The sequence below is a fragment of the Pseudomonas sp. S3_C06 genome (assembly GCF_054667675.1).
In genome coordinates this window covers 4,189,856-4,210,739 of sequence record NZ_CP162747.1, presented here as the reverse complement: position 1 = coordinate 4,210,739, position 20,884 = coordinate 4,189,856, and the positions used below count along the sequence as shown (strand labels likewise).

The 20,884-nt window shown below is 56.8% G+C and carries 20 protein-coding genes; 12 read left to right on the top strand and 8 right to left on the bottom strand.

Annotated elements, in window-relative coordinates:
* Positions 1–124: 124 nt before the first annotated feature.
* Entirely contained in the window at positions 125–952 is an 828-nt protein-coding gene (gene cysQ, locus AB4N44_RS18745; RefSeq protein WP_191630224.1) for a 3'(2'),5'-bisphosphate nucleotidase CysQ, read from the bottom strand.
* Between the two features lie 11 nt (positions 953–963).
* Entirely contained in the window at positions 964–1,530 is a 567-nt protein-coding gene (gene nudE / locus AB4N44_RS18740; protein WP_150775478.1) for an ADP compounds hydrolase NudE, read from the bottom strand.
* A gap of 88 nt (positions 1,531–1,618) precedes the next feature.
* Here nudE and yrfG point away from each other — a divergent pair, with 88 nt between their 5' ends.
* On the top strand, positions 1,619–2,281 hold the full coding sequence (yrfG, locus tag AB4N44_RS18735) for a GMP/IMP nucleotidase (RefSeq protein ID WP_127925457.1): 663 nt from the start codon (positions 1,619–1,621) through the stop codon (positions 2,279–2,281).
* Between the two features lie 100 nt (positions 2,282–2,381).
* Here the strand turns inward: yrfG and lysM are convergent, their stop codons facing one another.
* On the bottom strand, positions 2,382–2,822 hold the full coding sequence (lysM, locus tag AB4N44_RS18730) for a peptidoglycan-binding protein LysM (protein WP_064388966.1): 441 nt from the start codon (positions 2,820–2,822) through the stop codon (positions 2,382–2,384).
* Between the two features lie 138 nt (positions 2,823–2,960).
* On the opposite strand from lysM, the gene AB4N44_RS18725 reads away from it, so the two are divergent.
* From AB4N44_RS18725 to AB4N44_RS18710, 4 genes are all read left to right on the top strand, one after another.
* A complete protein-coding gene (locus tag AB4N44_RS18725; RefSeq protein WP_150750198.1) occupies positions 2,961–3,848 on the top strand; it encodes a LysR family transcriptional regulator in 888 nt (295 codons plus the stop codon).
* A gap of 92 nt (positions 3,849–3,940) precedes the next feature.
* Entirely contained in the window at positions 3,941–4,780 is an 840-nt protein-coding gene (fdhD, locus tag AB4N44_RS18720) for a formate dehydrogenase accessory sulfurtransferase FdhD (protein ID WP_460108049.1), read from the top strand.
* Positions 4,777–7,125: an FdhF/YdeP family oxidoreductase gene (locus tag AB4N44_RS18715; RefSeq protein WP_034151893.1), complete on the top strand. Its 2,349-nt coding sequence runs from the start codon at positions 4,777–4,779 to the stop codon at positions 7,123–7,125. Before fdhD ends, AB4N44_RS18715 begins: the two co-directional genes overlap by 4 nt.
* 328 nt (positions 7,126–7,453) lie before the next feature.
* On the top strand, positions 7,454–7,936 hold the full coding sequence (locus AB4N44_RS18710) for a glycine zipper domain-containing protein (RefSeq protein ID WP_095120808.1): 483 nt from the start codon (positions 7,454–7,456) through the stop codon (positions 7,934–7,936).
* Positions 7,937–8,003: 67 nt separating this feature from the next.
* On the opposite strand, the gene AB4N44_RS18705 is transcribed toward AB4N44_RS18710, so the two are convergent.
* The 4 genes from AB4N44_RS18705 to AB4N44_RS18690 all read right to left on the bottom strand — a co-directional run bounded on the left by AB4N44_RS18705 (position 8,004) and on the right by AB4N44_RS18690 (position 12,556).
* Positions 8,004–8,435 carry an acyl-CoA thioesterase gene (locus AB4N44_RS18705; protein WP_316917458.1) on the bottom strand — a complete coding sequence of 144 codons (432 nt, stop codon included), beginning with the start codon at positions 8,433–8,435 and terminating at the stop codon, positions 8,004–8,006.
* Between the two features lie 143 nt (positions 8,436–8,578).
* Positions 8,579–9,805: a 3-hydroxyacyl-CoA dehydrogenase gene (locus AB4N44_RS18700; protein ID WP_316917457.1), complete on the bottom strand. Its 1,227-nt coding sequence runs from the start codon at positions 9,803–9,805 to the stop codon at positions 8,579–8,581.
* A 132-nt stretch (positions 9,806–9,937) separates the two neighbouring features.
* Positions 9,938–11,872: a RecQ family ATP-dependent DNA helicase gene (locus AB4N44_RS18695; RefSeq protein WP_460108052.1), complete on the bottom strand. Its 1,935-nt coding sequence runs from the start codon at positions 11,870–11,872 to the stop codon at positions 9,938–9,940.
* A gap of 180 nt (positions 11,873–12,052) precedes the next feature.
* Positions 12,053–12,556, bottom strand: coding sequence for a polysaccharide deacetylase (locus AB4N44_RS18690; protein ID WP_460108054.1), 504 nt, complete (start codon positions 12,554–12,556; stop codon positions 12,053–12,055).
* Positions 12,557–12,859: 303 nt separating this feature from the next.
* Between AB4N44_RS18690 and AB4N44_RS18685 the strand changes: the two genes are divergently transcribed.
* From AB4N44_RS18685 to AB4N44_RS18655, 7 genes are all read left to right on the top strand, one after another.
* Complete coding sequence (locus tag AB4N44_RS18685; RefSeq protein ID WP_460108057.1) at positions 12,860–13,135, top strand: hypothetical protein; 276 nt, start codon at positions 12,860–12,862, stop codon at positions 13,133–13,135.
* 94 nt (positions 13,136–13,229) lie between these two features.
* Positions 13,230–14,372 (top strand): hypothetical protein, encoded by a 1,143-nt coding sequence (locus AB4N44_RS18680; protein ID WP_460108059.1) that lies wholly within the window; start codon positions 13,230–13,232, stop codon positions 14,370–14,372.
* Between the two features lie 365 nt (positions 14,373–14,737).
* On the top strand, positions 14,738–15,037 hold the full coding sequence (locus AB4N44_RS18675) for a hypothetical protein (protein ID WP_108224270.1): 300 nt from the start codon (positions 14,738–14,740) through the stop codon (positions 15,035–15,037).
* Positions 15,038–15,213: 176 nt separating this feature from the next.
* Positions 15,214–15,378, top strand: coding sequence for a YhfG family protein (locus AB4N44_RS18670; protein ID WP_460111697.1), 165 nt, complete (start codon positions 15,214–15,216; stop codon positions 15,376–15,378).
* A 168-nt stretch (positions 15,379–15,546) separates the two neighbouring features.
* Positions 15,547–16,041: a helix-turn-helix domain-containing protein gene (locus tag AB4N44_RS18665; protein ID WP_460108063.1), complete on the top strand. Its 495-nt coding sequence runs from the start codon at positions 15,547–15,549 to the stop codon at positions 16,039–16,041.
* On the top strand, positions 16,038–17,309 hold the full coding sequence (locus AB4N44_RS18660) for a type II toxin-antitoxin system HipA family toxin (protein WP_460108066.1): 1,272 nt from the start codon (positions 16,038–16,040) through the stop codon (positions 17,307–17,309). The genes AB4N44_RS18665 and AB4N44_RS18660 overlap by 4 nt, the downstream gene beginning before the upstream one ends.
* 244 nt (positions 17,310–17,553) lie before the next feature.
* The gene (locus AB4N44_RS18655) at positions 17,554–19,173 is read left to right on the top strand and encodes a TIGR04141 family sporadically distributed protein (RefSeq protein ID WP_460108069.1); all 1,620 of its coding nucleotides are present in this window, start codon (positions 17,554–17,556) and stop codon (positions 19,171–19,173) included.
* Positions 19,174–19,235: 62 nt separating this feature from the next.
* Here the strand turns inward: AB4N44_RS18655 and AB4N44_RS18650 are convergent, their stop codons facing one another.
* Positions 19,236–20,777, bottom strand: coding sequence for a phosphoenolpyruvate carboxykinase (locus tag AB4N44_RS18650; protein ID WP_007917942.1), 1,542 nt, complete (start codon positions 20,775–20,777; stop codon positions 19,236–19,238).
* Positions 20,778–20,884: the final 107 nt, after the last annotated feature.

Here is a 20,884-nt window from a genome sequence, read left to right as displayed (position 1 = left end):
AAGGCGCTTCACTGAATCCATAATCGACCCAATCTTTCAGGTCGATGTGTGATGCAAGACAACTCGGTCGGCCCCCTCTCCTGGGGGAGAGGGCTGGGGTGAGGGCGATTGCCGATCAGCCCACTTAACCCCGGGCCAACGCCAACAACCTTTCCCGCCACGCCGCCTTCGCCGGCAGCGCCAAAAAGAACTCGTTCAACAGCGATTCCCGCGCCGGATAGCAGAACGCTTCCCCGCGCAGATCCAGCACTTCACCGCCAGCCCCTTCGAGCACACCCTGCGCCGCCGCCGTGTCCCACTGCGAGGTCGGCGCCAGGCGCGGATAGCAATCCGCCGTGCCCTCAGCCAGCAGACAAAATTTCAGCGAGCTGCCAATGTTCGCCAATTGCAACTCACCCAGGCTCGCACTCAACCCCGCCAGCAAGCGCTCCTGCTCGGGACTCGAATGGCGACGACTGGCTACCACGGTAAACGCCTCTCCCGGCCCCGGCACATCACGCACCTGAATCGCAACCGGCGTACCGCCCTTGTCGCAACGCCACGCCCCAAGCCCGGCGCCGCCGACGTAGAAACGACCGTTGGTCGGCATCGACACCACGCCAAACACCACCCGACCATTTTCGATCAGCGCGATGTTGACGGTGAACTCTTCGCTGCCGCTGATGAACTCCTTGGTGCCATCCAGCGGATCCACCAACCACCAACGCTGCCAGCCAGCGCGCACGCTCTGGGGGATGTTGGCGTCTTCTTCCGACAACACCGGAATGCTCGGATCCAGCGCCGTCAGCCCGGCGAGGATCAGGTGGTGCGCGGCCAGATCCGCCGCCGTCACGGGCGAGTCATCGGACTTGGCCGTGACTTCAACGCCAACGCGCCAGAATGGCAAGATCGCCTCGCCGGCCTGCAATGCCAGCTCAACGACCGGCGCCATCAACGGGTGGGGAAAATTCATCGACACTTCACTCATGCTGGGAAGAATCCGCGCTGGGTCAGCAGATCGCGGGCCAAATACAGGGCGGCCAGGGCACGACCTTCGGAAAATTGCGGATTGAGCGCCAGCGACGACAGTTCGCGCAGGTTCACTTTGTCGACACGCATCGGCTCAGGCTCGTCGCCTTCGAGACGTTCCTCGTACAAATCAGTCGCCAGGACCACCTGAATCTTCTGGCTCATGTAACCGGGCGACAGCGACAGCTCGGTCAGATGTTCCAGTTGTCGCGCGCCAAAACCGGCCTCTTCCTTGAGCTCCCGCTCGGCAGCCGCCAACACATCTTCACCAGGCTCGATCAGCCCTTTTGGCAGAGAAAGCTCATATTCATCAGTGCCGCCGCAATACTCTTCGACCAACACCGCGTGCTCGGCATCCAGCATCGCCACAATCATGACCGCGCCGTAACCCGCACCTTTGCCGACCAGACGCTCATACGTGCGTTCCACGCCGTTGGAAAAACGCAGTTTGAGTTCTTCAACGCAAAACAGGCGACTGGTGGCGACGATCTCGCGGGCAAGTACGGTGGGTTTCTGGCGCATGCAAAGCTCCTTGGCGTGAACGCGCTACTATAACGCGGCTTTCCCGATTGTTTATGTCGGATATCTTTCTACCGCTCGAGACGTTGCCATGCCTTCATTACCGTGGTCCGACATCGATACCGTTCTGCTCGACATGGACGGCACGCTGCTGGATCTGCACTTCGACAATCACTTCTGGCTGGAACACCTGCCCCAGCGCTACGCCGAACTGCACGGGGTCAGCCGGGCCATGGCCGAGATGGAATTGCAGCCGCTGTTCGAACGCCATGCCGGTCAGTTGCAGTGGTATTGCCTGGATTTCTGGAGTGCCGAGCTGAAGTTGTCGGTGCGGGAATTGAAGCTGGAAACTGCGCATCTGATTGCCTTGCGACCGGATGCCGATACCTTTCTGGCGGCGATCAAACGCGCCGGCAAACGGGTGATCATGATCACCAACGCGCACCGCGACTCACTGTCGCTGAAGCTTGAGCGGATCGAACTGGCGCCGTATTTCGAACGGCTGATCAGCTCCCACGATTATGGTTATCCCAAGGAGAACCCGCAGTTTTGGGATGCATTGCAAGCGGACATCGGCTTTGATCCGGCGCGCAGTCTGTTTATCGACGATACCTTGCCGATTCTGCGCAGTGCGCGGGATTTTGGGGTCGCGCATTTGCTGGCGGTGAAAGAGCCGGACAGCCGCAAGGGGCCGAAGGACACGGCTGAGTTTGCGGCGGTTGAGGATTACCGCAGTTTGATTGCTGGTCTTTGATCTTTGTAGGAGCTGCCGAAGGCTGCGATCTTTTGATCTGGTTTTTAAAAATCAACGTCAAAAGATCGCAGCCTGCGGCAGCTCCTACAGGTGTTTTGTGTTACTCAGGAATACGCAGAGTCTGCCCCGGATAGATTTTGTTCACATCCTTGAGCATCGGTTTGTTGGCATCGAAAATTTTCTGATACTTGTTGGCATCCCCGTACACACGCAGAGAAATAGCGCTGAGGGTGTCACCCGACTTGACCACGACAAATTGTGCGGCAGTGACAACCGGGCCACTCACCGTAATCTGATCATCCACGCTGCCAACCCCGGCAATATTGCCCACCGCCAGCAAAATCTTCTCTTTCTCTTCCTGACTCGCGACTTCACCGGTAACGGTCACTTTGTCGCCGTCCACCGTCGCCTGCACATTCGGATTGCCCAGACCGACCTTGCTGATGTGTTCCTTCAACTGCTCACTGGCATTGGCGTTACCCGGGGTCAGCAGATCGAGCAGCTTTTCACCGGCTTCTTTTACAAAACTTAAAAGACTCATCGTGGTTCTCTCCATGGAATAAAGGGTCAGTCGTCCAAGCCTAGACCACCGCAGACAAACCCGGTTCCAAGCCGACCAATGACCCTGCGATCACGCAAGCGGTAGAATCTGCCATCCTTGTCAGCGCCCGGAGCGAAGATGGACATCAAGCAGCTGAAATTCCTCATCGCCCTCGACGAAACCCGCCACTTCGGCCAGGCCGCCGCGCGGTGCCACATCACCCAACCCACCCTGTCGATGCGCCTGCGCAGCCTCGAAGAAGAGCTCGACCTGCCGCTGGTCAACCGTGGCCAGCGCTTCGAAGGCTTCACCGCGCCGGGCGAGCGGGTGCTGGCGTGGGCGCGCTCGGTGATGGCGGCTTATGACGGTTTGCACGCGGAAGCGGCGGCCTGTCGCGGCAACCTCATCGGCACGCTGCGACTGGGCGTGGTGCCGCTGTCGAGTTTCGATCCGTTGCCGTTGATGCAACGCCTGCATGCCGCACACCCGAACCTGCGTTTCGAAATGTCGGCGCTGAGTTCTGAACAGATCCTCGAACACCTGGCGAACAACCGCATCGACCTCGGCGTGTCGTATCTCGATCGTCTGGACAACGAACGCTTCGAGTCCCTGGCCTTTAGCGAAACGCGCATGGGCCTGCTCTACGACCAACGCTCTTTCACCTTTGGCGACGCCCCCTTGAGCTGGGAATCGCTGATCGAACTGCCGCTGGGCATGCTCACCAGCGGCATGCACTTTCGCCAGTCCATCGACCACAACTTTCACAGCCGTGGCCTGACCCCGCAACCGTTGCTGCAAACCGACGCCGTGCATCAATTGTTACAAGCAGTACACGGCGGCTTTTGCTGCGCGATCATGCCGCTCGACGGCGGTCTGGAAAAACTCACCGACCACCTGCGCCTGCAACCCATCGAAAACGCGCAGACCCTCGCCCCGCTGGGCCTGATCATGCGCCGCGGCGCCCCGCGCTCGGCGCTGGCCGAGGCCTGTTTCGCGCTGTATCAGCAATCGCCAGGCGACGCTTGATCGACGGCATCTATCGATAGATCGACAGTAGCGATTAGACGCGACAAGTTGCCGCGCCTAGTCTTAACGTTGATCAAACCGTCGGTGATGCCATGAACGCCAAGCGCCCAGCCTGCGCGGCGCCAGCAATCGAAACGCCCGCGCCCGCCGCCAGCCAGACGTACAGTTACAGCGATTTGCCCCGCGAGGAATCGACCAGCACTGCGCTGGCCGAGGAAGTCGCGTTGGCGATCACCTACAACGGCATCAGTCAGGCAGTGATGCTGGTGACGCCGACCGACCTGGAAGACTTCATCGTCGGCTTCAGCCTCGGCAGCGGCATCATCGAAGACGCCACCGACATCTATGACCTGCAACTGACAGGGGCCGGATCTGCGCAATACGCGCAAGTGACCATCGCCAACCGTGCGTTCTGGAATCTCAAGCAACAGCGCCGGCAAATGGCGGGCACCAGCGGTTGCGGATTGTGCGGGGTTGAAGCGGTGGAGCAGGCATTGCCCGATTTGAAAGTACTGCCCGGCGCGCCGCTGCCACCGATCGAATGGCTCGACGGTCTGCGTCAACGTATCGGTGCTTTTCAGCCGCTCGGCCAGCACTGCGGCGCGGTGCACGCGGCGGTGTTCATGAATGGCAGCGGCGAATTGCTGCTCGGTCGCGAAGACATCGGCCGGCACAACGCCCTCGACAAGCTGATCGGTGGACTGATCCGCCAGAAGATATCCACAGAAGGCGGCCTGGCGATTGTCACCAGTCGTTGCAGTCTCGAATTGATCCAGAAAGTCCTGCGTGCCGGCATCCAGACCCTGGTCAGCCTGTCCGCACCCACCGGCCTTGCCGTGCAATGGGCCCGTCGTCACAACCTCAATCTCATCCACCTGCCGCAGAAAAGTGCGCCGCGGGTGTATAGCCCCGCGATGGAGAATCAAGCGTGAGCCAACATCATCAAGCCGACCAGAAACCTGTTCCGCGCTACAAGCCTTACAAAGGTGCCGCCGGCGGCTGGGGTGCCCTGATCAGTGTGGCCCAAGCCTGGTTGACCAGCGACAACGCCCTGAAAAACCTGCGCATGATGCTCAAGACCAACCAGAACGGCGGTTTCGACTGCCCCGGTTGCGCCTGGGGCGATTCGCCGGAAAGCGGCATGGTCAAGTTCTGCGAGAACGGCGCCAAAGCGGTGAACTGGGAAGCCACCAAGCGCCGTGTCGACGCCAAGTTTTTCGCCAAACACAGCGTCACTTCGCTGCTGGAGCAGAGCGACTACTGGCTCGAGTATCAGGGTCGCCTGACCGAGCCGATGGTTTACGACGCCGAAACCGATCGCTACAAGCCGATCAGTTGGGACGACGCCTACACCCTGATCGCCAAGCACCTGCAAAGTCTGCCGAGCCCGGATCTGGCCGAGTTCTACACCTCGGGTCGCGCCAGCAACGAGGCGGCGTATCTGTATCAGCTGTTCGTGCGCGCCTACGGCACCAACAACTTCCCTGACTGCTCGAACATGTGCCACGAGGCCAGCGGTGTGGCGTTGGCGCAGAGTGTCGGCGTCGGTAAAGGCACCGTGACCTTCGACGATTTCGAACACGCCGATGCGATTTTCGTCTGGGGCCAAAACCCCGGGACCAACCACCCACGCATGCTCGAACCGTTGCGTGAAGCGGTGAAACGCGGCGCGCAAGTGGTGTGCATCAACCCGTTGAAAGAGCGCGGCCTGGAACGTTTCCAGCACCCGCAACACCCGATCGAAATGCTCACCAACGGCGACAAACCGACCAACACCGCGTATTTCCGTCCGGCCCTCGGTGGCGACATGGCGCTGCTGCGCGGCATGGCCAAGTTCCTTCTGCAATGGGAGCGCGATGCGCAGAAGGCTGGCGAACCTGCTGTGTTCGATCATGACTTCCTCAATGCCCACAGCGCCAACGTGCTGGAGTATCTCGGCGTGGTCGATGACACGCCGTGGGAACAGATCGTCGAGCAATCCGGCCTGACCCTGGTCGAGATCGAACAAGCCGCGCGCATGTACGCCAAAGGCAAGAACGTGATCATGTGCTGGGCGATGGGCATCACCCAGCATCGCCATTCGGTGCCGACCATCCAGGAAATCGCCAACCTGATGCTGCTGCGCGGCAACATCGGTAAACCCGGTGCTGGTCTGTGCCCGGTGCGCGGACACAGTAACGTGCAGGGCGACCGCACGATGGGCATCAACGAGCGTCCGCCGGTGGCGTTTCTCGATTCGCTGGAGCGACGCTTCCAGTTCAAGGTGCCGCGCCACAACGGCCACAATGTGGTCGAAGCGATCCATGCGATGGCCGAAGGGCGCGCCAAAGTCTTCATCGGTCTGGGCGGCAACTTCGCCCAAGCCACGCCGGACAGCCCGCGTACGTTCGAAGCCCTGAGCAATTGCGACCTGACCGTGCAGATCAGCACCAAACTCAACCGCAGCCACCTCGCTCACGGTAAAGATGCGCTGATCCTGCCGTGCCTGGGTCGTACCGACATCGATATCCAGACCGAAGGCCCGCAAGCGGTCACCGTGGAAGACTCGTTCAGCATGGTTCACGCCTCCAACGGTCAGTTGCAGCCGCTGTCGAACCAGATGCGCTCCGAGCCGTCGATCATCGCCGGCATCGCCGCTGCCACATTGGGCAGTAAACCGGTGGACTGGAACTGGTTGGTGGCTGACTACGGGCGCATCCGCGAACTGATCGCCGACACCATTCCCAACTTCAAAGAGTTCAACGAGAAGATCAAGAACCCGGGCGGGTTCTATCTCGGCAACAGCGCCGGCGCACGCAAGTGGAACACGCCGTCGGGCCGGGCCAACTTCCGCGCGAACATGCTGCCCAAGGATCTGGTGCACGAACGCACCCGCGCCACCGGGCAGCTACCGGATCTGATCCTGCAATCGATGCGCTCTCACGATCAGTACAACACGACGATTTATGGCCTCGACGACCGTTATCGCGGGGTGAAAGGCCAGCGTGATGTGCTGTTTGCCAATGAGGCCGACATCATTCGTCTGGGCTTCCGGCCGGGGCAGAAGGCCGACATCGTTTCGCTGTGGGACGATGGTCGTGAGCGCCGGGTGAAGGGCTTCACTTTGTTGGCGTTTGATATTCCGGCCGGGCAAGCGGCTGCTTATTACCCGGAAGTGAATCCACTGGTGCCGCTGGAGAGCACCGGGGATGGCAGCCATACGCCGACGTCGAAGTTCATTGCGATTCGGCTGGAAGCGGCGAGTGAGACTGGGTTGATCATGGCCAAGTCCGCTTAAAGCGGTGTCAGTACCGGCCTATTCGCGAGCAAGCTCGCTCCCACATTGGAATACAGTTCAAATGTGGGAGCGAGCTTGCTCGCGAAGGCGGTGAGACATTCAATACACTTCTTCCGGCTAGCACTTTTCAACCGCCCACAAAAAAGGCCGCTTTTTCACAAAAACGGCCTGTCCGAAGTAGCTAAAGACCGGCGAAAACCGGTTAAGTTCCGGTGAAAAAACAGCAACTTGCAAAATTGTATACAAGTCGTGTTATTCGTCGGATTTCGATTGTCACGCCCAGTTCAGAGCCTCAGGATCGGCGCCGTCATCCCTTTGAGGCTCATCTATGAAGTTCTCCTCGATTCTCTTGTTGTCCCTTGGCCTGGTCAGTGGTTTTGCTTCCGCAGGCGGCACCACCGAAGCAGGTGTGGGCGGCGCATTGGGCGGGGTTCTTGGCTCGGTCGTCGGTCAGTCCTTAGGCGGCAATACAGGTTCCACCATCGGCGCAGCCCTGGGCGGCGCGGGTGGTAGTGCGGTCGGCGCCGACAAGCGCAGCCGTGGCGAAGCCGCCATCGGTGGTGCGCTGGGCGCAGCCGGCGGTAACGTGGTTGGCCGCAGCATGGGCGGCACCACCGGCAGCCTGATCGGCTCCGCAGCAGGTGGCGGCGCCGGTGGCGCGCTGGGTAACTACATGGGTAACAAAAGCGATGACGATGATCGTCATTATGATCGCGGTCGTGACCGTGACCGTGGTTATTACCGCGACCGTCATCCAGGCCGCGGCCACGCTTACGGCCACCGCAAACATCACAAGTACCATCGCGACTGAGGCCTCAAACACCTCGCTGGCCGGTAAAGCAAAATCGCAGCCCAAGGGCTGCGATTTTTTTTGCCGTTTACACCACCAGGTATTCCAGTGCCTGCCGCAGTTCGGCAGGAATCGGCACTGGCTGATTGCTCGCCCGATCGACGAATACGTGAACGAAGCGCCCGGCCGCACACGCCTCGCTTTCGCCGACCTTGAACACTGCCAATTCGTACTGCACCGAACTGTTGCCCAGCTTGCCGACCCGCAGACCGATCTCGATCAGATCCGGAAAGGCGATCGAGGCAAAGTAATCACACGCCGAACTGACCACAAACCCCACCACCTCACCGTCATGGATATCCAGACCACCGACCTGAATCAGGTAAGTGTTCACCGCCGTGTCGAAGAAGCTGTAGTAGGTGACGTTGTTGACGTGACCGTAGGCGTCGTTGTCGTGCCAGCGCGTGGTGATGGGCTGGAAGTGCGGATAGTCGGCGCGTTGTGGCATCGGGTTGGACATTGCTCAACAATCCCTGAAGTTAATGGGCGAGTCTAATTCAAAATCGCGCCGCACCCTTCGCGAGCAGGCTCGCTCCCACATTTGAAATGCGCTCTCCTGTGGGAGCGAGCCTGCTCGCGAAGGCGTCAGCACCGCCGCCAAACTTAACGATCTGCAAACCCCTTACCCTGCGCCGCCAACTCACCAATCAACCGCGCCGGTTTCCACTGATCGCCCTGGCGCGTCTCCAGCGCCAGCAAACGCTTATGAATGTCCGCCAGCCCTTGCTGATCCGCCCACGCCATCGGCCCGCCCTTGTCCGCCGGGAAGCCGTAGCCGTTCAGATACACCAGATCGATGTCGTGTGCCGACTCGGCAATGCCCTCCTGCAAAATCTTCGCACCCTCGTTGACCAATGCCAGCAGGCAACGCTCCAGAATCTCCTCTGGACCGATCTCACGGCGCTGGAAACCCAACCCTTCGCTGACCTGCAACACCAGCGCATCGACCTCAGGATCGTGTTCCGCCTGTCGACTGCCCGGCTCGTAATGGTAATAGCCATTGCCGGACTTCTGGCCAAACCGGCCCATCTCGCACAAGCGGTTATCCACCTGAACCTCCGGCGCATCCTGGCCCTTGCCGGCCAGCTCGCGTGCACGCCACTCCAGATCGATGCCGACCACGTCGTACATGCGAAACGGCCCCATGGCAAAACCAAAACCTTGCAGCGCCGCGTCGACCTGCTGTGGATAAGCGCCTTCAAGCAACATCTTGCGCGCCTCCAGCACATACGGATGCAACATCCGATTGCCGATAAACCCGTGGCAATTGCCCGACACCACGCTGACCTTGCCCATGCGTTGGCCCAGCGCCAGTGCGGCGTCCAGCGCTGATGGTGAAGTCTGCGCGCCGCGCACGATCTCCAGCAGTTTCATGATGTGCGCCGGGCTGAAGAAATGCAGGCCCAGCACTTGCTCCGGGCGCCGGGTCGCCGCGGCAATCGCATCGATATCCAGCGCCGAGGTATTACTCGCCAACAGCGCCTCGGGCTTGAGCAAGCCATCGAGTTCACGAAAGATCTTCTGCTTCAGCTCAAGATTTTCGTACACCGCCTCGATCACCAGATCGACATTGCGAATCGCCGCGTAATCCGCCGCCGCACAGACCCGCGCGATACGTGCATCCGCCTCGGCCTGATCAATCCGGCCCTGGCGCACGTTGTGTGCATAAGTCTCGGCCACGGTGGCGAGCGCTTGCTCAAGCATCTGTGGATTGTTATCCACCCACTGCACGCTCACACCGGCATTGGCCAGGCACATGACAATGCCACGGCCCATGGTCCCCGCACCGATCACGGCGGCCTGCTGAATATTGAAGGATGTCTGGCTCATGTTGTTCTCTTGTTGGCGATCCAAAGACTGGTCTCACGATAGTCAGCCAACGACGGTTTTTGAAGTTTATTACCGTGATGATCGACATTCAGCGGATGGATACAGGCGCCCTGACTCCCACAGGATTTATGTTCAACCGAGCAAATGATCGTCAGCCCAGCTCCGGACTTCGGCATAGGGATACTCTTCCAATGCGGCAAACCCGGGAATCGCCCGCGCCTTGAGCTTGGTGAACAACGGCACGCTGATCCCGCACAGAAACCGTGTCAGCCGCTCCGCCGTCGGAATCACCCCAGTGTGCTGCTCATGCCTGTGGATAAAGTCACCACACAACGCCGCAAAATTTTTATCCACAAGCGCTGGCAACTCCGGCGGCGCCGGCAATCGCGCCACCTGGCCATGACACACCGAACAATGCCCACACTGCTGAGGTGCATTGTGATCACCGAAATACTCCGCCAGGCGATACCCCAGGCAGCGTTCGGTGGCGAACACTTCAAGCATCGTGTGGATGCGCGCCACTTCCGCCTGCTCATGCCGGGTGAAATATTCATGCAGCTCGACGCTCAGGGCATCGCTGTCAAAGTCGCTTTGCAGCAGACTGTAGACCTCGGTCATCTGCTTGCTTTCCAGCTCGACCCAGCCCTTTTCCTGAAAGTAATCGAGCGCCTTCACCACTCGATTGCGCTCGGCGGAATACTGCGAGTACATCGCCTCGAAATTCACCGTGGCCCAAGTGCGCGCGCGCGCCGAGGTCTGAATGATCGCTGCAACGAAATCCCTGCGCTCACCGTCGAAACGCTCAAGCAGCGCTTCGGGTTCCAACAGGTATTTGAAACGGTATTCGGCGTAGTAGGCATAGCGCGGCGCGATCAAACCGCGCAGCTCCAGTTGCACCAGCAATGTTTTCAGCGGCAGTGAGCGAATATTGCTCTGATCCGCCAATGGCCCGAGCAGAAACTCCCACTGCTCTTCCGGCGCCGAGGCCTTCAGTTCATCGAGTACATAGCGAATGCCATCGCGCTCCGGCGTATCACCGTAGACGAAGTTTTCCAGCACATTGAGGCTGTCGCGATTGGCCAGAACCAGACAGTCCGACGACTGCCCGTCACGCCCGGCGCGGCCGATTTCCTGACTGTAGTTCTCGATGGATTTGGGCAGGTCGAAGTGCACCACATTGCGGATGTCACTCTTGTCGATGCCCATGCCGAAAGCGATGGTCGCGACGATGCAATTGGACTGCCCGGCCATGAAACGTTTCTGGATCGCTTCACGTTTGTCATGGGCTAAGCCAGCGTGATACGCCTCAGCCTGAATGCCGTTGCGCTCAAGGTGTTCGGCGATGTGCTCGGCGGTTTTCTGCAAGGTCACGTAAACGATACTCGGCTGCCCCGCACGCTCGCTCATCCACTCCACCAGACGCCGACGCTTGTCCTGACCACGCACCGGTTCCACCAGCAGATTGAGATTGGGCCGGTAGAAGCCGGTGGTCACCACATCATCAGCGGCGATAGCGAATTTGGCCTGCATGTCGGCGATGACTTTCGGCGTGGCGGTGGCCGTCAGCAGCAAAGTTTGCGGGATGTTGAACTGGCGCTGATAGTCCGGCAGCTTGAGGTAATCGGGGCGGAAGTTGTGGCCCCATTCCGAGATGCAATGCGCCTCGTCCACCACCAGCAGCGAGATCGGCACCTGCTGCAAAAAGTTGCGGAAGCGCTCGTTCTTCAAACGCTCAACCGAGATCATCAGAATCTTCAACTCACCCGAACGGGCGCGGGCCATCACATCATTGGCGTCATCGCGGCTCTGCGCCGAGTCGATGCTACCTGCCGAGATACCGTGTCGCTGCAAGAAGGCCAACTGATCCTGCATCAGCGCCAGCAACGGCGAGACTACCAGCGTCAGGTGCGGCAGCATCAGCGCCGGCAATTGATAACAAATCGACTTGCCGGAACCGGTGGGAAAAATCGCCGCCGCCGAACGCCCGGCCAGTACCGCGCTGATCGCGGTTTCTTGACCGGGTCGAAACTGTTGAAAACCAAAAACCTGTTCCAGGGTGTTGTGCATTCGCTGTCACTCCATTGACTGCTGCCATGCCAACAGCCTAGCGGGCGATCGCAGCGAGTCGAGAAAAGGTCGGGGCCAAATCGATTCGGAATGATACAGCGATTACTTGAACACCACGGTCCCTGTGGGAGCGAGCATGCTCGCGAAGAGGCCGCTCAGAACAACGCAAAATCCTGAAGTTCAGGGACGCAAAACCGCCACTCGCAACTGCTCGTTCAGCATCTGCTCATGCACGTCCTGGCTTTTGCTGGCCCACAGCGCATGGGCCGGGCTGATGTCGCCAGTGAACGCTGCCGCCAACTGGCGCAGGTCAGCGACACTGCACACGCGCGGGCAGAACGGCTGTTCATCACAGTTCTGACTGGCATTGCGATAGGTGCTCAGCAGCCCCTCCCAGAGCCCATCGCGCACATGGCGAATGGACTTCAGTTGCACGTGCGGCACACCGAGTCGCTGCTCAAGCCCCTCTTCATCCAGCGCTTCGCTGGCCAACAGCGCTTTGGCGAACATCAACACTTCACCGCGCGACGCCGTGTCCATGCTCGCCTGGCTGATGAGTGCTTCCGGCCAATCAGTGCGATCGAGACGATCCAGCACCCATGCATTGCCAACGTCAGAGGCCATCGTTAAACGACAGGTGCTCAGCCCGAGCAATAAAATCGCGGCCATTCGTAGCCAGTGCATACCTAATTCCCTTTAAGCGCGTGTCAGACGTTTGGAAACGCCCTACAGATTCTGGCGCGCACGATACAGCGCTTTAGCGCGAATCGCCTGACAAACAAGTAGGAATTATTACGCCTAAGGGTTTTGGCCTGAAAAAGCTGCGAAAACACGTAGGGCATTTCCTCAAAACACGGAAAAACCCCTACGAATACTGTCCATTGCGGCTGTCTTGTCCCACAGAGAAACGCCCTTCTATAGTGGCCGGCGCGGCTGCAAACACTCTGCCGGCCCGCCCCAGCGCCTTCGAACAGGACACGCCTCACCATGATCAACCGCTATCGCCCACTCAAGACTTGCTACAGCGAAAACCCGGTGCTGCTTATCGACAGCCACTCCAGCCAGACTGACCTGATCAATGCCGCCGATCAGCGCCTGCGCGCGGCCGGTGATTTGCTGGAAACACTCTACTGCTTATGTTTCAAACAGGCTGACGTGAAAGATATTCCCAACATCGTCCATGCACTTTATCTGCTGGTACAGGATGGCTGCGACTTACTTGAAGTTGCCAAACAAAAACCACCGCAAACAACATACAACTAAACCACATTACAAATGCGGAAACACCACCACGCTTTATTTATACATGCGACTGACACTAACTTGTTCGCTCTTACAACTAAACGAGAGCAACACCATGACAGTTTTAACCATATTTTTTTGCGGCACCGGTTCCAACAAGTTTGACACTAACCATGAAAACTTCTGGGACGGCGAACTGGTTTCCACACTGGCTTCCAACCATACCGGCCGCGAGTTCGCCGAATGGATCGTCGTTGACGGGCCCGGCAGCGGCAACCTGCAGGCCGATGACCTGTTTACCAAAACCAAGGAGTACGGCCTTACCGGCACACTGTTCGGCAAAGGCTGGGAGGAAAACGTTCAGCACGCCCTCAACGTCATCAAGGGCAAATGTGACTGGCAGCGCCAGCAACTGACCGAGGCCGAATACAACCGCCTCAAAGCCGCCGGCATTCCTATTGACGATGTCAAAGTCGAAGGCTCGTGGATGTGGCGAAAGTACAACTACGGCGACCGCAGCATTACTCAACAGAAGTTACAGGAAGGGATCATCAGAACGTTCCGCAAAGATGGCATTATTCCCACCCGCGTCAATCTGGTGGGTTGGAGCCGAGGCGGCATAAGTTGCCACATGCTGGCCAATGCGATGTTAAAGGACAGCCAACTTAAAAACATTCCGGTGAACATCTTTGCATTGGACCCTGTTCCGGGTATCGGAAACTTCCAGGAAAACCGGGTAAAACTCGGCGCCAACGTCAAAGAATATGTCGCTTTCTATGCCCGCGATGAACGCTCCAAGGGTTTCAGTTGCGTGATCCCGCAGACAGCCACCGGCACCAAAACCAGCGTCTACCCCATGGCCGGCCGCCACGCGACCATGGCGGGCAACGCCACAGCTGACGGTGGCGTGCCTGCCAGCGCAAGCGACCTGAAAACCCTGGTGGAACCTGGCCGCGTGGTCCGTCACTACGCCGAAACGTGCCTCAAGCGCTGGGGCGTACAACTGAACAAAACTCTCAACCTGACCCAGACCGACCTGCAAAACCTCACCAACGGCATCGTCCGCGATGAAGACCGGTACAAACGGATGCACAACATCTCCTACACCTACTTCACCGAACTGGATAAAGGCGAACGCTACGTGTCTCTGGGCAGCAAAGGCGTGCCGTTCTCGGCGGTGAAAGGCCCGATCTACGCGCCTGCGACGGGGCTGACGACGAGTGTGCTGGATGTGGCGGCGTATCGGGTTATTGGTTGAAGGCCGTGGGCGCGTGAACGGACGAAAAAACCTACAGCAATGGCCTATCTGGTATTCGTCCCATTCCTACAAACCCAGACTCCCTTGCCGCCTATCGCAGCTTGGTAAGCCAAATCTATAGTCGTGCCTGTCGCTGCCAAATCAGCGACTCGGGTTTGGTCACCTGAAATTGAGAGAGAGAAACTACGCATGCCCTTGTATGCTTGCCGCCATCTATTGTGCGGCATGCTTTATGGCGGCTGTGTTTGGGACGCTTCGGCGTACACGGAGTTCTCTCTCTCTGGTTGACCAACCCGAACACAGTCGCCTCCCATCGTTTGGTCATGATGGCGGCAGCTATTGGAACGCCTATAGAGAGAAGAACAATGAAAGCATGGAATCCGCTTACCCCTGATCGCTACCGTCCACTCGAATCCAACCTCACCGACACCAAGCCCCTGATCATCGACACAACGGCCAATCCACAAGACATCCTCGAATGCGCCGTCCAGCGCCTGCGCGCCTCCAGCGACCTGCTGAAAACCCTCTACTGCCTCAGCTTCAAACAAGCCGACGTCGAAGACATCCCCCACATCACCCACGCCCTCTATCTGCTGACGCAGGATGGCTGTGACCTGCTGCAAGTCGCGCAGCAGCAGATGCTCAACTGGAAGGCTCCAGCCTGAATCGAGTGATCGTATCGCTCTTATGCACTCTGTGAGAGCGATCAAAAAAACGGTAATCAAACATGGGAGCAACCATGAGCAAATTCTTTGATGAGCTGATGGAAAGCGTTATCGAAATGGAGGAGATCTTACGCAAAAAGCATCGCGATTCAGACTCGAATGCTGATACGAGCGTTTTGACGTTTCAGCAAAAGCAGGCCCATTACGACAAGGTTCGCCGGTCAAACTATTTGGCCAGCCTACGCATTGAAGGTTTTGAAACCACCCCTGCCGATGCTGAAAAGCCACTTTCCTCACGCATGGAGGTTCTCGAAAAGTACCGGCAAAAACCGGCTGACTAGAGGAAGCGCTAACGTTTAAGTGGCAGTATTCTAGCTATAAGAACCAAAAACAGATGGAATAATGCCACTTAACTTCGTTTTTTCAGGGATCTTGCGGCAAACAGCGTCCTTCAGCTTAAGTGCTATTATTCTGGCAGTTAAGGTTTAAAAATGAAGGAATACTGCCACATGGCCAAGAAAACAGCGCCGCTTTTGCCCTCCACTGCTCGACTTCTGGTCGACTTTGGTGAACGCCTGAAGCTGGCTCGCCTGCGCCGAAAATTGACGGCCAAGCAAGTCGCTGAACGATCTGGCATGTCGCTAACAACCTTGCGCCATCTGGAGTCAGGTGGATCAGGCGTAACCATCGGGGCCTACCTGTCGGTCATGCAAGTGCTGGGGCTGGAAAAGGATCTGAACAAACTGGCTGCAGCAGATGAAATGGGTCGCCAATTGCAGGATGCGCAGTTAATGCCTGCAACACGATCCGCAGCGAAAAAGCCCCAGAGAGCACGAGCAGTCAGTGCGGCAAAAAAGGGCGCATCTGAACACGCCGGAACTTCAAACGTTATCGATGCCGCCACTACCACGAAAATTCCGGCTGATTTCCCATTCAACACACACTCACTCTCCAGCCTTTTGAACAAGAAGAAAAAGGCCGGCCCCCCGACAGGTGAAGAATGACGCTGATTGCTGTTTATGCAGACTGGGAATCCTTGAAAGGCGCCAGACGCCTCGGGTTTCTACACGCAAGGAAAACACGCAACACCAACGTGTTCGAATTTGAGTACGACCCAAAAGCGCTGGCCGATCCCGAGTTGAGTTCCATAACTCTAGACCCGCGCATCGGCCCCTTCGAAGGCCGCCAATTCCCCGGCGAACATCAGAGCCGCTTTGGCGTCTTTGCAGACTCAAGCCCCGATCGTTGGGGCCAACTGTTGATGAAACGCCGATTGGAAAGGGACATTCGCGACGGCTTGCTCCCCAGCAACAGCAAGTTGTTTGAATCCGATTACCTGCTTGGCGCCCACGACCTGTTCCGTGTCGGCGCCCTTCGCTACAAACTCAATGACGAAGGCAACTTCCTCGACGACCGCGACGGCGTTGCCGCCCCACCCTTTGTCGAGCTACGCGCGTTAGAGCAGGCAAGTCTCGCCCTGGAAAACGATAGGGACAACACAGCCACCGAGGGCCGCGAATGGCTAAGAATGCTCATCGCACCTGGCGGCTCGCTGGGCGGCGCCAGACCGAAAGCCAGCGTCGTCGACGAGTTCGGCCAACTGTGGATCGCCAAATTCCCAAGTACGAGGGATGACTACGATGTTGGTGGTTGGGAATTTGTAGTAAACGCTTTGGCGGTCAACTGTGGTCTGCGTGTTGCGACCGGCATGGCCCGACGCTACGCAAGCGATCACCACTGCTTCCTGGTGAAGCGTTTCGACCGAACCGCGCGCGGCGGCCGACATCACTTCGCATCAGCCATGACCATGACCAACCGCGTCGACGGCGACGACGCATCAACCGGCGCCAGCTATCTGGAATTGGCGGAAGTAATCATGGAACACGGCTCGGAACCCAACACCGACCTCCGTGAACTCTGGTCACGAATCGTCTTCAACATCCTGGTCTCCAACACCGACGACCACCTGCGAAACCATGGCTTTATTCTGGATGCTGGTCGGGGATGGCGCTTGTCGGCAGCGTATGACATGAATCCGGTAGCGCATGCGGATGGGTTGAAGCTGAACATCACTGATTCTGACAATGCTTTGGATTTGGAGCTGGCGAGGGAAGTGGCGGAGTATTTTCGGGTTAGCCGCTCAGATGCTGAAAACATCTTTCAACATTTTAAATCTGTAATTAGCCAATGGCCAGCTTTGGCTGGAGCTTTGAGGCTATCGACGCGAGAGCAGGACAGTATGACCACGGCGTTTCGGAACTCTGGGCAATAGCGTCACAAACCCGGACAGCCACCACCGACTCAGATTCTCGACAGCTAAGGTTGCCCCCCTAGCGCCTTCCAGAACATCGAAAGGTAATTAATCACACGACCTTCACTGGCCATTTGATGGCCATGATCTATATTCCTATTAACTTCAAATTGTGGCGTAGCGATGCATGCACCCAATAATAAATTGCAGATCTAAAAAATCTAAACCTGAGTAATCGGATAAGCGATGGACAGGGAGTTTCAGAATGCCAAGAACAAAAAAGTACAAAGAAAAACTTTCTATATACTTGGCAAAAAACGATCTCGCATCTGACATTGAATTCGTAAAGGTTGAAAACTCAACAACGCCTAAAACTGTTGTACTTCCTTCCGGCACAGCAACACTATATATAAAAAAGGAAGCCATACCGCATCCTCCAAAATGGGCGAGATTTCTTTGCAAAGATCAGGATTTCTCACCCGATATATTTGGAAACAGCAATACCATCGGTGCGCTCCTCGTAATTCGAGATCACGGAAAAATATTTTCTTTAGCATTTGGTTCAGGCTACCACTTACTGATAACAGACAGTATCGAAAGAGACTTTGGGCTTCGCGTAACTTTAAACTCAGTGAGCCCGGAAAAGCTAAGAAGCTTAGATAAATCCAATTATGAAGACAACCCACTAAACTCTAGGAATCAGAGCCCTAAAAACGTAGGCATTTTTGAGCTAGAGATAGACTCCGAAACGGATATGCTTTACGCGATAACTGGCGAGTCTATGGTTGATATCTTCGGAGCTCAAATAACGGGAAGAGACGCACTTGTAATCTGCCCAGAAGTTAGCCTAGAAACGTTGACGGATATTTTATTAGAGGCATTGACACGCTTCAATATGAAGCTTCCAGAAAATTTCGAATGGGTTGATAATGTAAACAAAATAAAAGATACGGATATCGCATCAATACTGGATATGGAGTTAGATGAAAAATTATTAACCGACAAAGATTTTGACCATTTTTGGTTAGGAGAGCCAGAGATTGTAGACTGGGAGTACCAATCGGGATATTCCTTTGACCAGCGCTACAAAACCGCGATACACCCAACGCTCGAAATCAAAGAACTTGCTGCATATATGCAAACTAATAGTGGCGAGAGCATCTGCACCGAAGCTTTGAAGAAACAAGATATATATATAACCAATGAAGAACGCCAAGGTACCAAATCTTGGTCAGCATATCGCTGCCTTTATGCAGAAATAACATACAGCAACGACCAATACATCCTTAGAAATGGCATTTGGTATAAAGTCAACCAAGATTTTGTGCGGCGCATCGATAGCTACCTTAGCGAACTGACCAACTACAAACATACATTGCCGATCTACAACCATGACAGAGAGGATGACTACAACAATCACGTCGTTGCGAATGATTCGAACTATGTGCTTTTTGATAAAAAAACTATTGGCTTGGGTGGAAAACAAGACAAAATAGAATTCTGCGATATTGTACGAAATTTTCGAGATCTAATTCATGTTAAGTATTACCGGAGCTCCAGCACTCTCAGCCATTTATTTTCTCAAGGCTGTGTAGCCGCAGAAGCATTTGTGAGCGATAAAGAGTTTCGAGATAGATTAAACAAAAAACTTCCAGTTGAAATGAAGTTAGTCGATACAGGCTGTCGTCCTGAGTCAAAACAGTTCCGTGTCGTTTACGCCATTGCTATAAACCGAGACATACCAATCAAGCTACCTTTCTTTTCAAAAGTAACCCTCAAAAATGCTTTCAAAACTTTGCGAGCATTAGACTTTGAAGTAAATCTAGCAAGGATTGAAGTAGATCCGGTTCTAGCCTGTAAGAAAAATCATAGAAAGAACAAATAGATTCCTTCATCCACAAAAAAGCCGCCCCTAAAGGCGGCTTTTTCATTCAGAACAAACCAATCTTACAACTTCGGCCCTGCAGCCTTGATCGCGTCGCTCACTTCGAACTTCTTGAAGTTCTCGATGAACAGACCGGCCAGTGCTTTCGCAGCCTCGTCGTACGCAGCCTTGTCAGCCCAGGTGTTGCGTGGGTTGAGCAGGTTGGTTTCAACGCCCGGTACGGCCAGTGGCACGTCGAGGTTGATGGTGTCGAGGTGTTCGGTGGCTGCACCGATCAGCGCGCCGCTCTGGATCGCTGCGATCACCGCGCGGGTGGTCGGGATGTTGAAGCGTTTGCCGACGCCGTAGCCGCCGCCGGTCCAACCGGTGTTGACCAGGTAGACCTTGGAGCCGAAGCCGCGGATGCGCTTGATCAGCAGCTCGGCGTATTCGCCAGCCGGGCGCGGGAAGAACGGTGCGCCGAAGCAGGTGGAGAAGGTCGACTTGATGCCGCTGCCGGAACCCATTTCAGTCGAGCCCACCAAAGCGGTGTAGCCGGACAGGAAGTGGTAGGCCGCTTGTTCTTCGTTGAGGATCGACACTGGCGGCAGTACGCCGGTCAGGTCGCAGGTCAGGAAGATCACCGCGTTTGGCTCGCCACCGAGGTTGTGCTCGGAACGCTTGGCAACGTGCTCCAGCGGGTACGCGGCGCGGCTGTTCTGGGTCAGGCTGACATCGGCGTAGTCGGCGTGCTTGGCGTCGTCGATGACGACGTTTTCCAGCACGGCGCCGTGCTTGATGGCTTTCCAGATAACCGGCTCGTTCTTCTCGGAGAGGTCGATGCACTTGGCATAGCAACCGCCTTCGATGTTGAACACCACGCCTTCGCCCCAGCCGTGTTCGTCGTCACCGATCAGGTAACGGCTTTCGTCGGCCGACAGAGTGGTTTTACCGGTGCCCGACAGACCGAAGAACAGGGTCACGTCGCCTTCTTCGCCGATGTTGGCAGCGCAGTGCATTGGCAGCACGTCAGCGGCCGGCAGCAGGAAGTTCTGCACGGAGAACATGGCTTTCTTCATCTCACCGGCGTAACGCATGCCAGCGATCAGCACTTTTTTCTGTGCGAAGTTAAGGATCACGCAACCGTCGGAGTTGGTGCCGTCACGCTCAGGCACGCACTCGAAGTTGGCCACGTTGAGCACTTGCCACTCTTCACGACCGGCCGGGTTGTACTGGGCCGGGTTGATGAACAGGCAACGACCGAACAGGTTCTGCCAGGCAGTCTGGGTGGTCATTTTCACGGCCAGGTAGTGATCTTCCGCCGCGCCTACATGCACGTGGGACACAAAGTGCTCTTGCGCGTTGTTGAATGCTTCTACGCGAGCCCACAGCGCGTCGAACTTGTCGGCCGGGAACTTGCGGTTGATCGGGCCCCAGGCGATAGCGGCCTGGGTGGAAGGCTCTTCAACGATGAAACGGTCAACAGGCGAACGACCGGTGCGGTGACCAGTGCGAACAACCAGAGCGCCGGTATCGGCAAGCTCGCCCTCACCGCGGTTCAGGGCTTCTTTTACCAGATCATCAACACTCAGATCGGTGTACACGGCGTTATTGGCTTGCGTCATGAGGTTCCCCGTCGGCCAGTGGCCGAGTGTGCTCCAAACGTTTTGTAGTAGAAAGTCGTGCACTACTACCGCGAAAAAAGTGGGCCGGATTATGCCAGAAAAGCCCA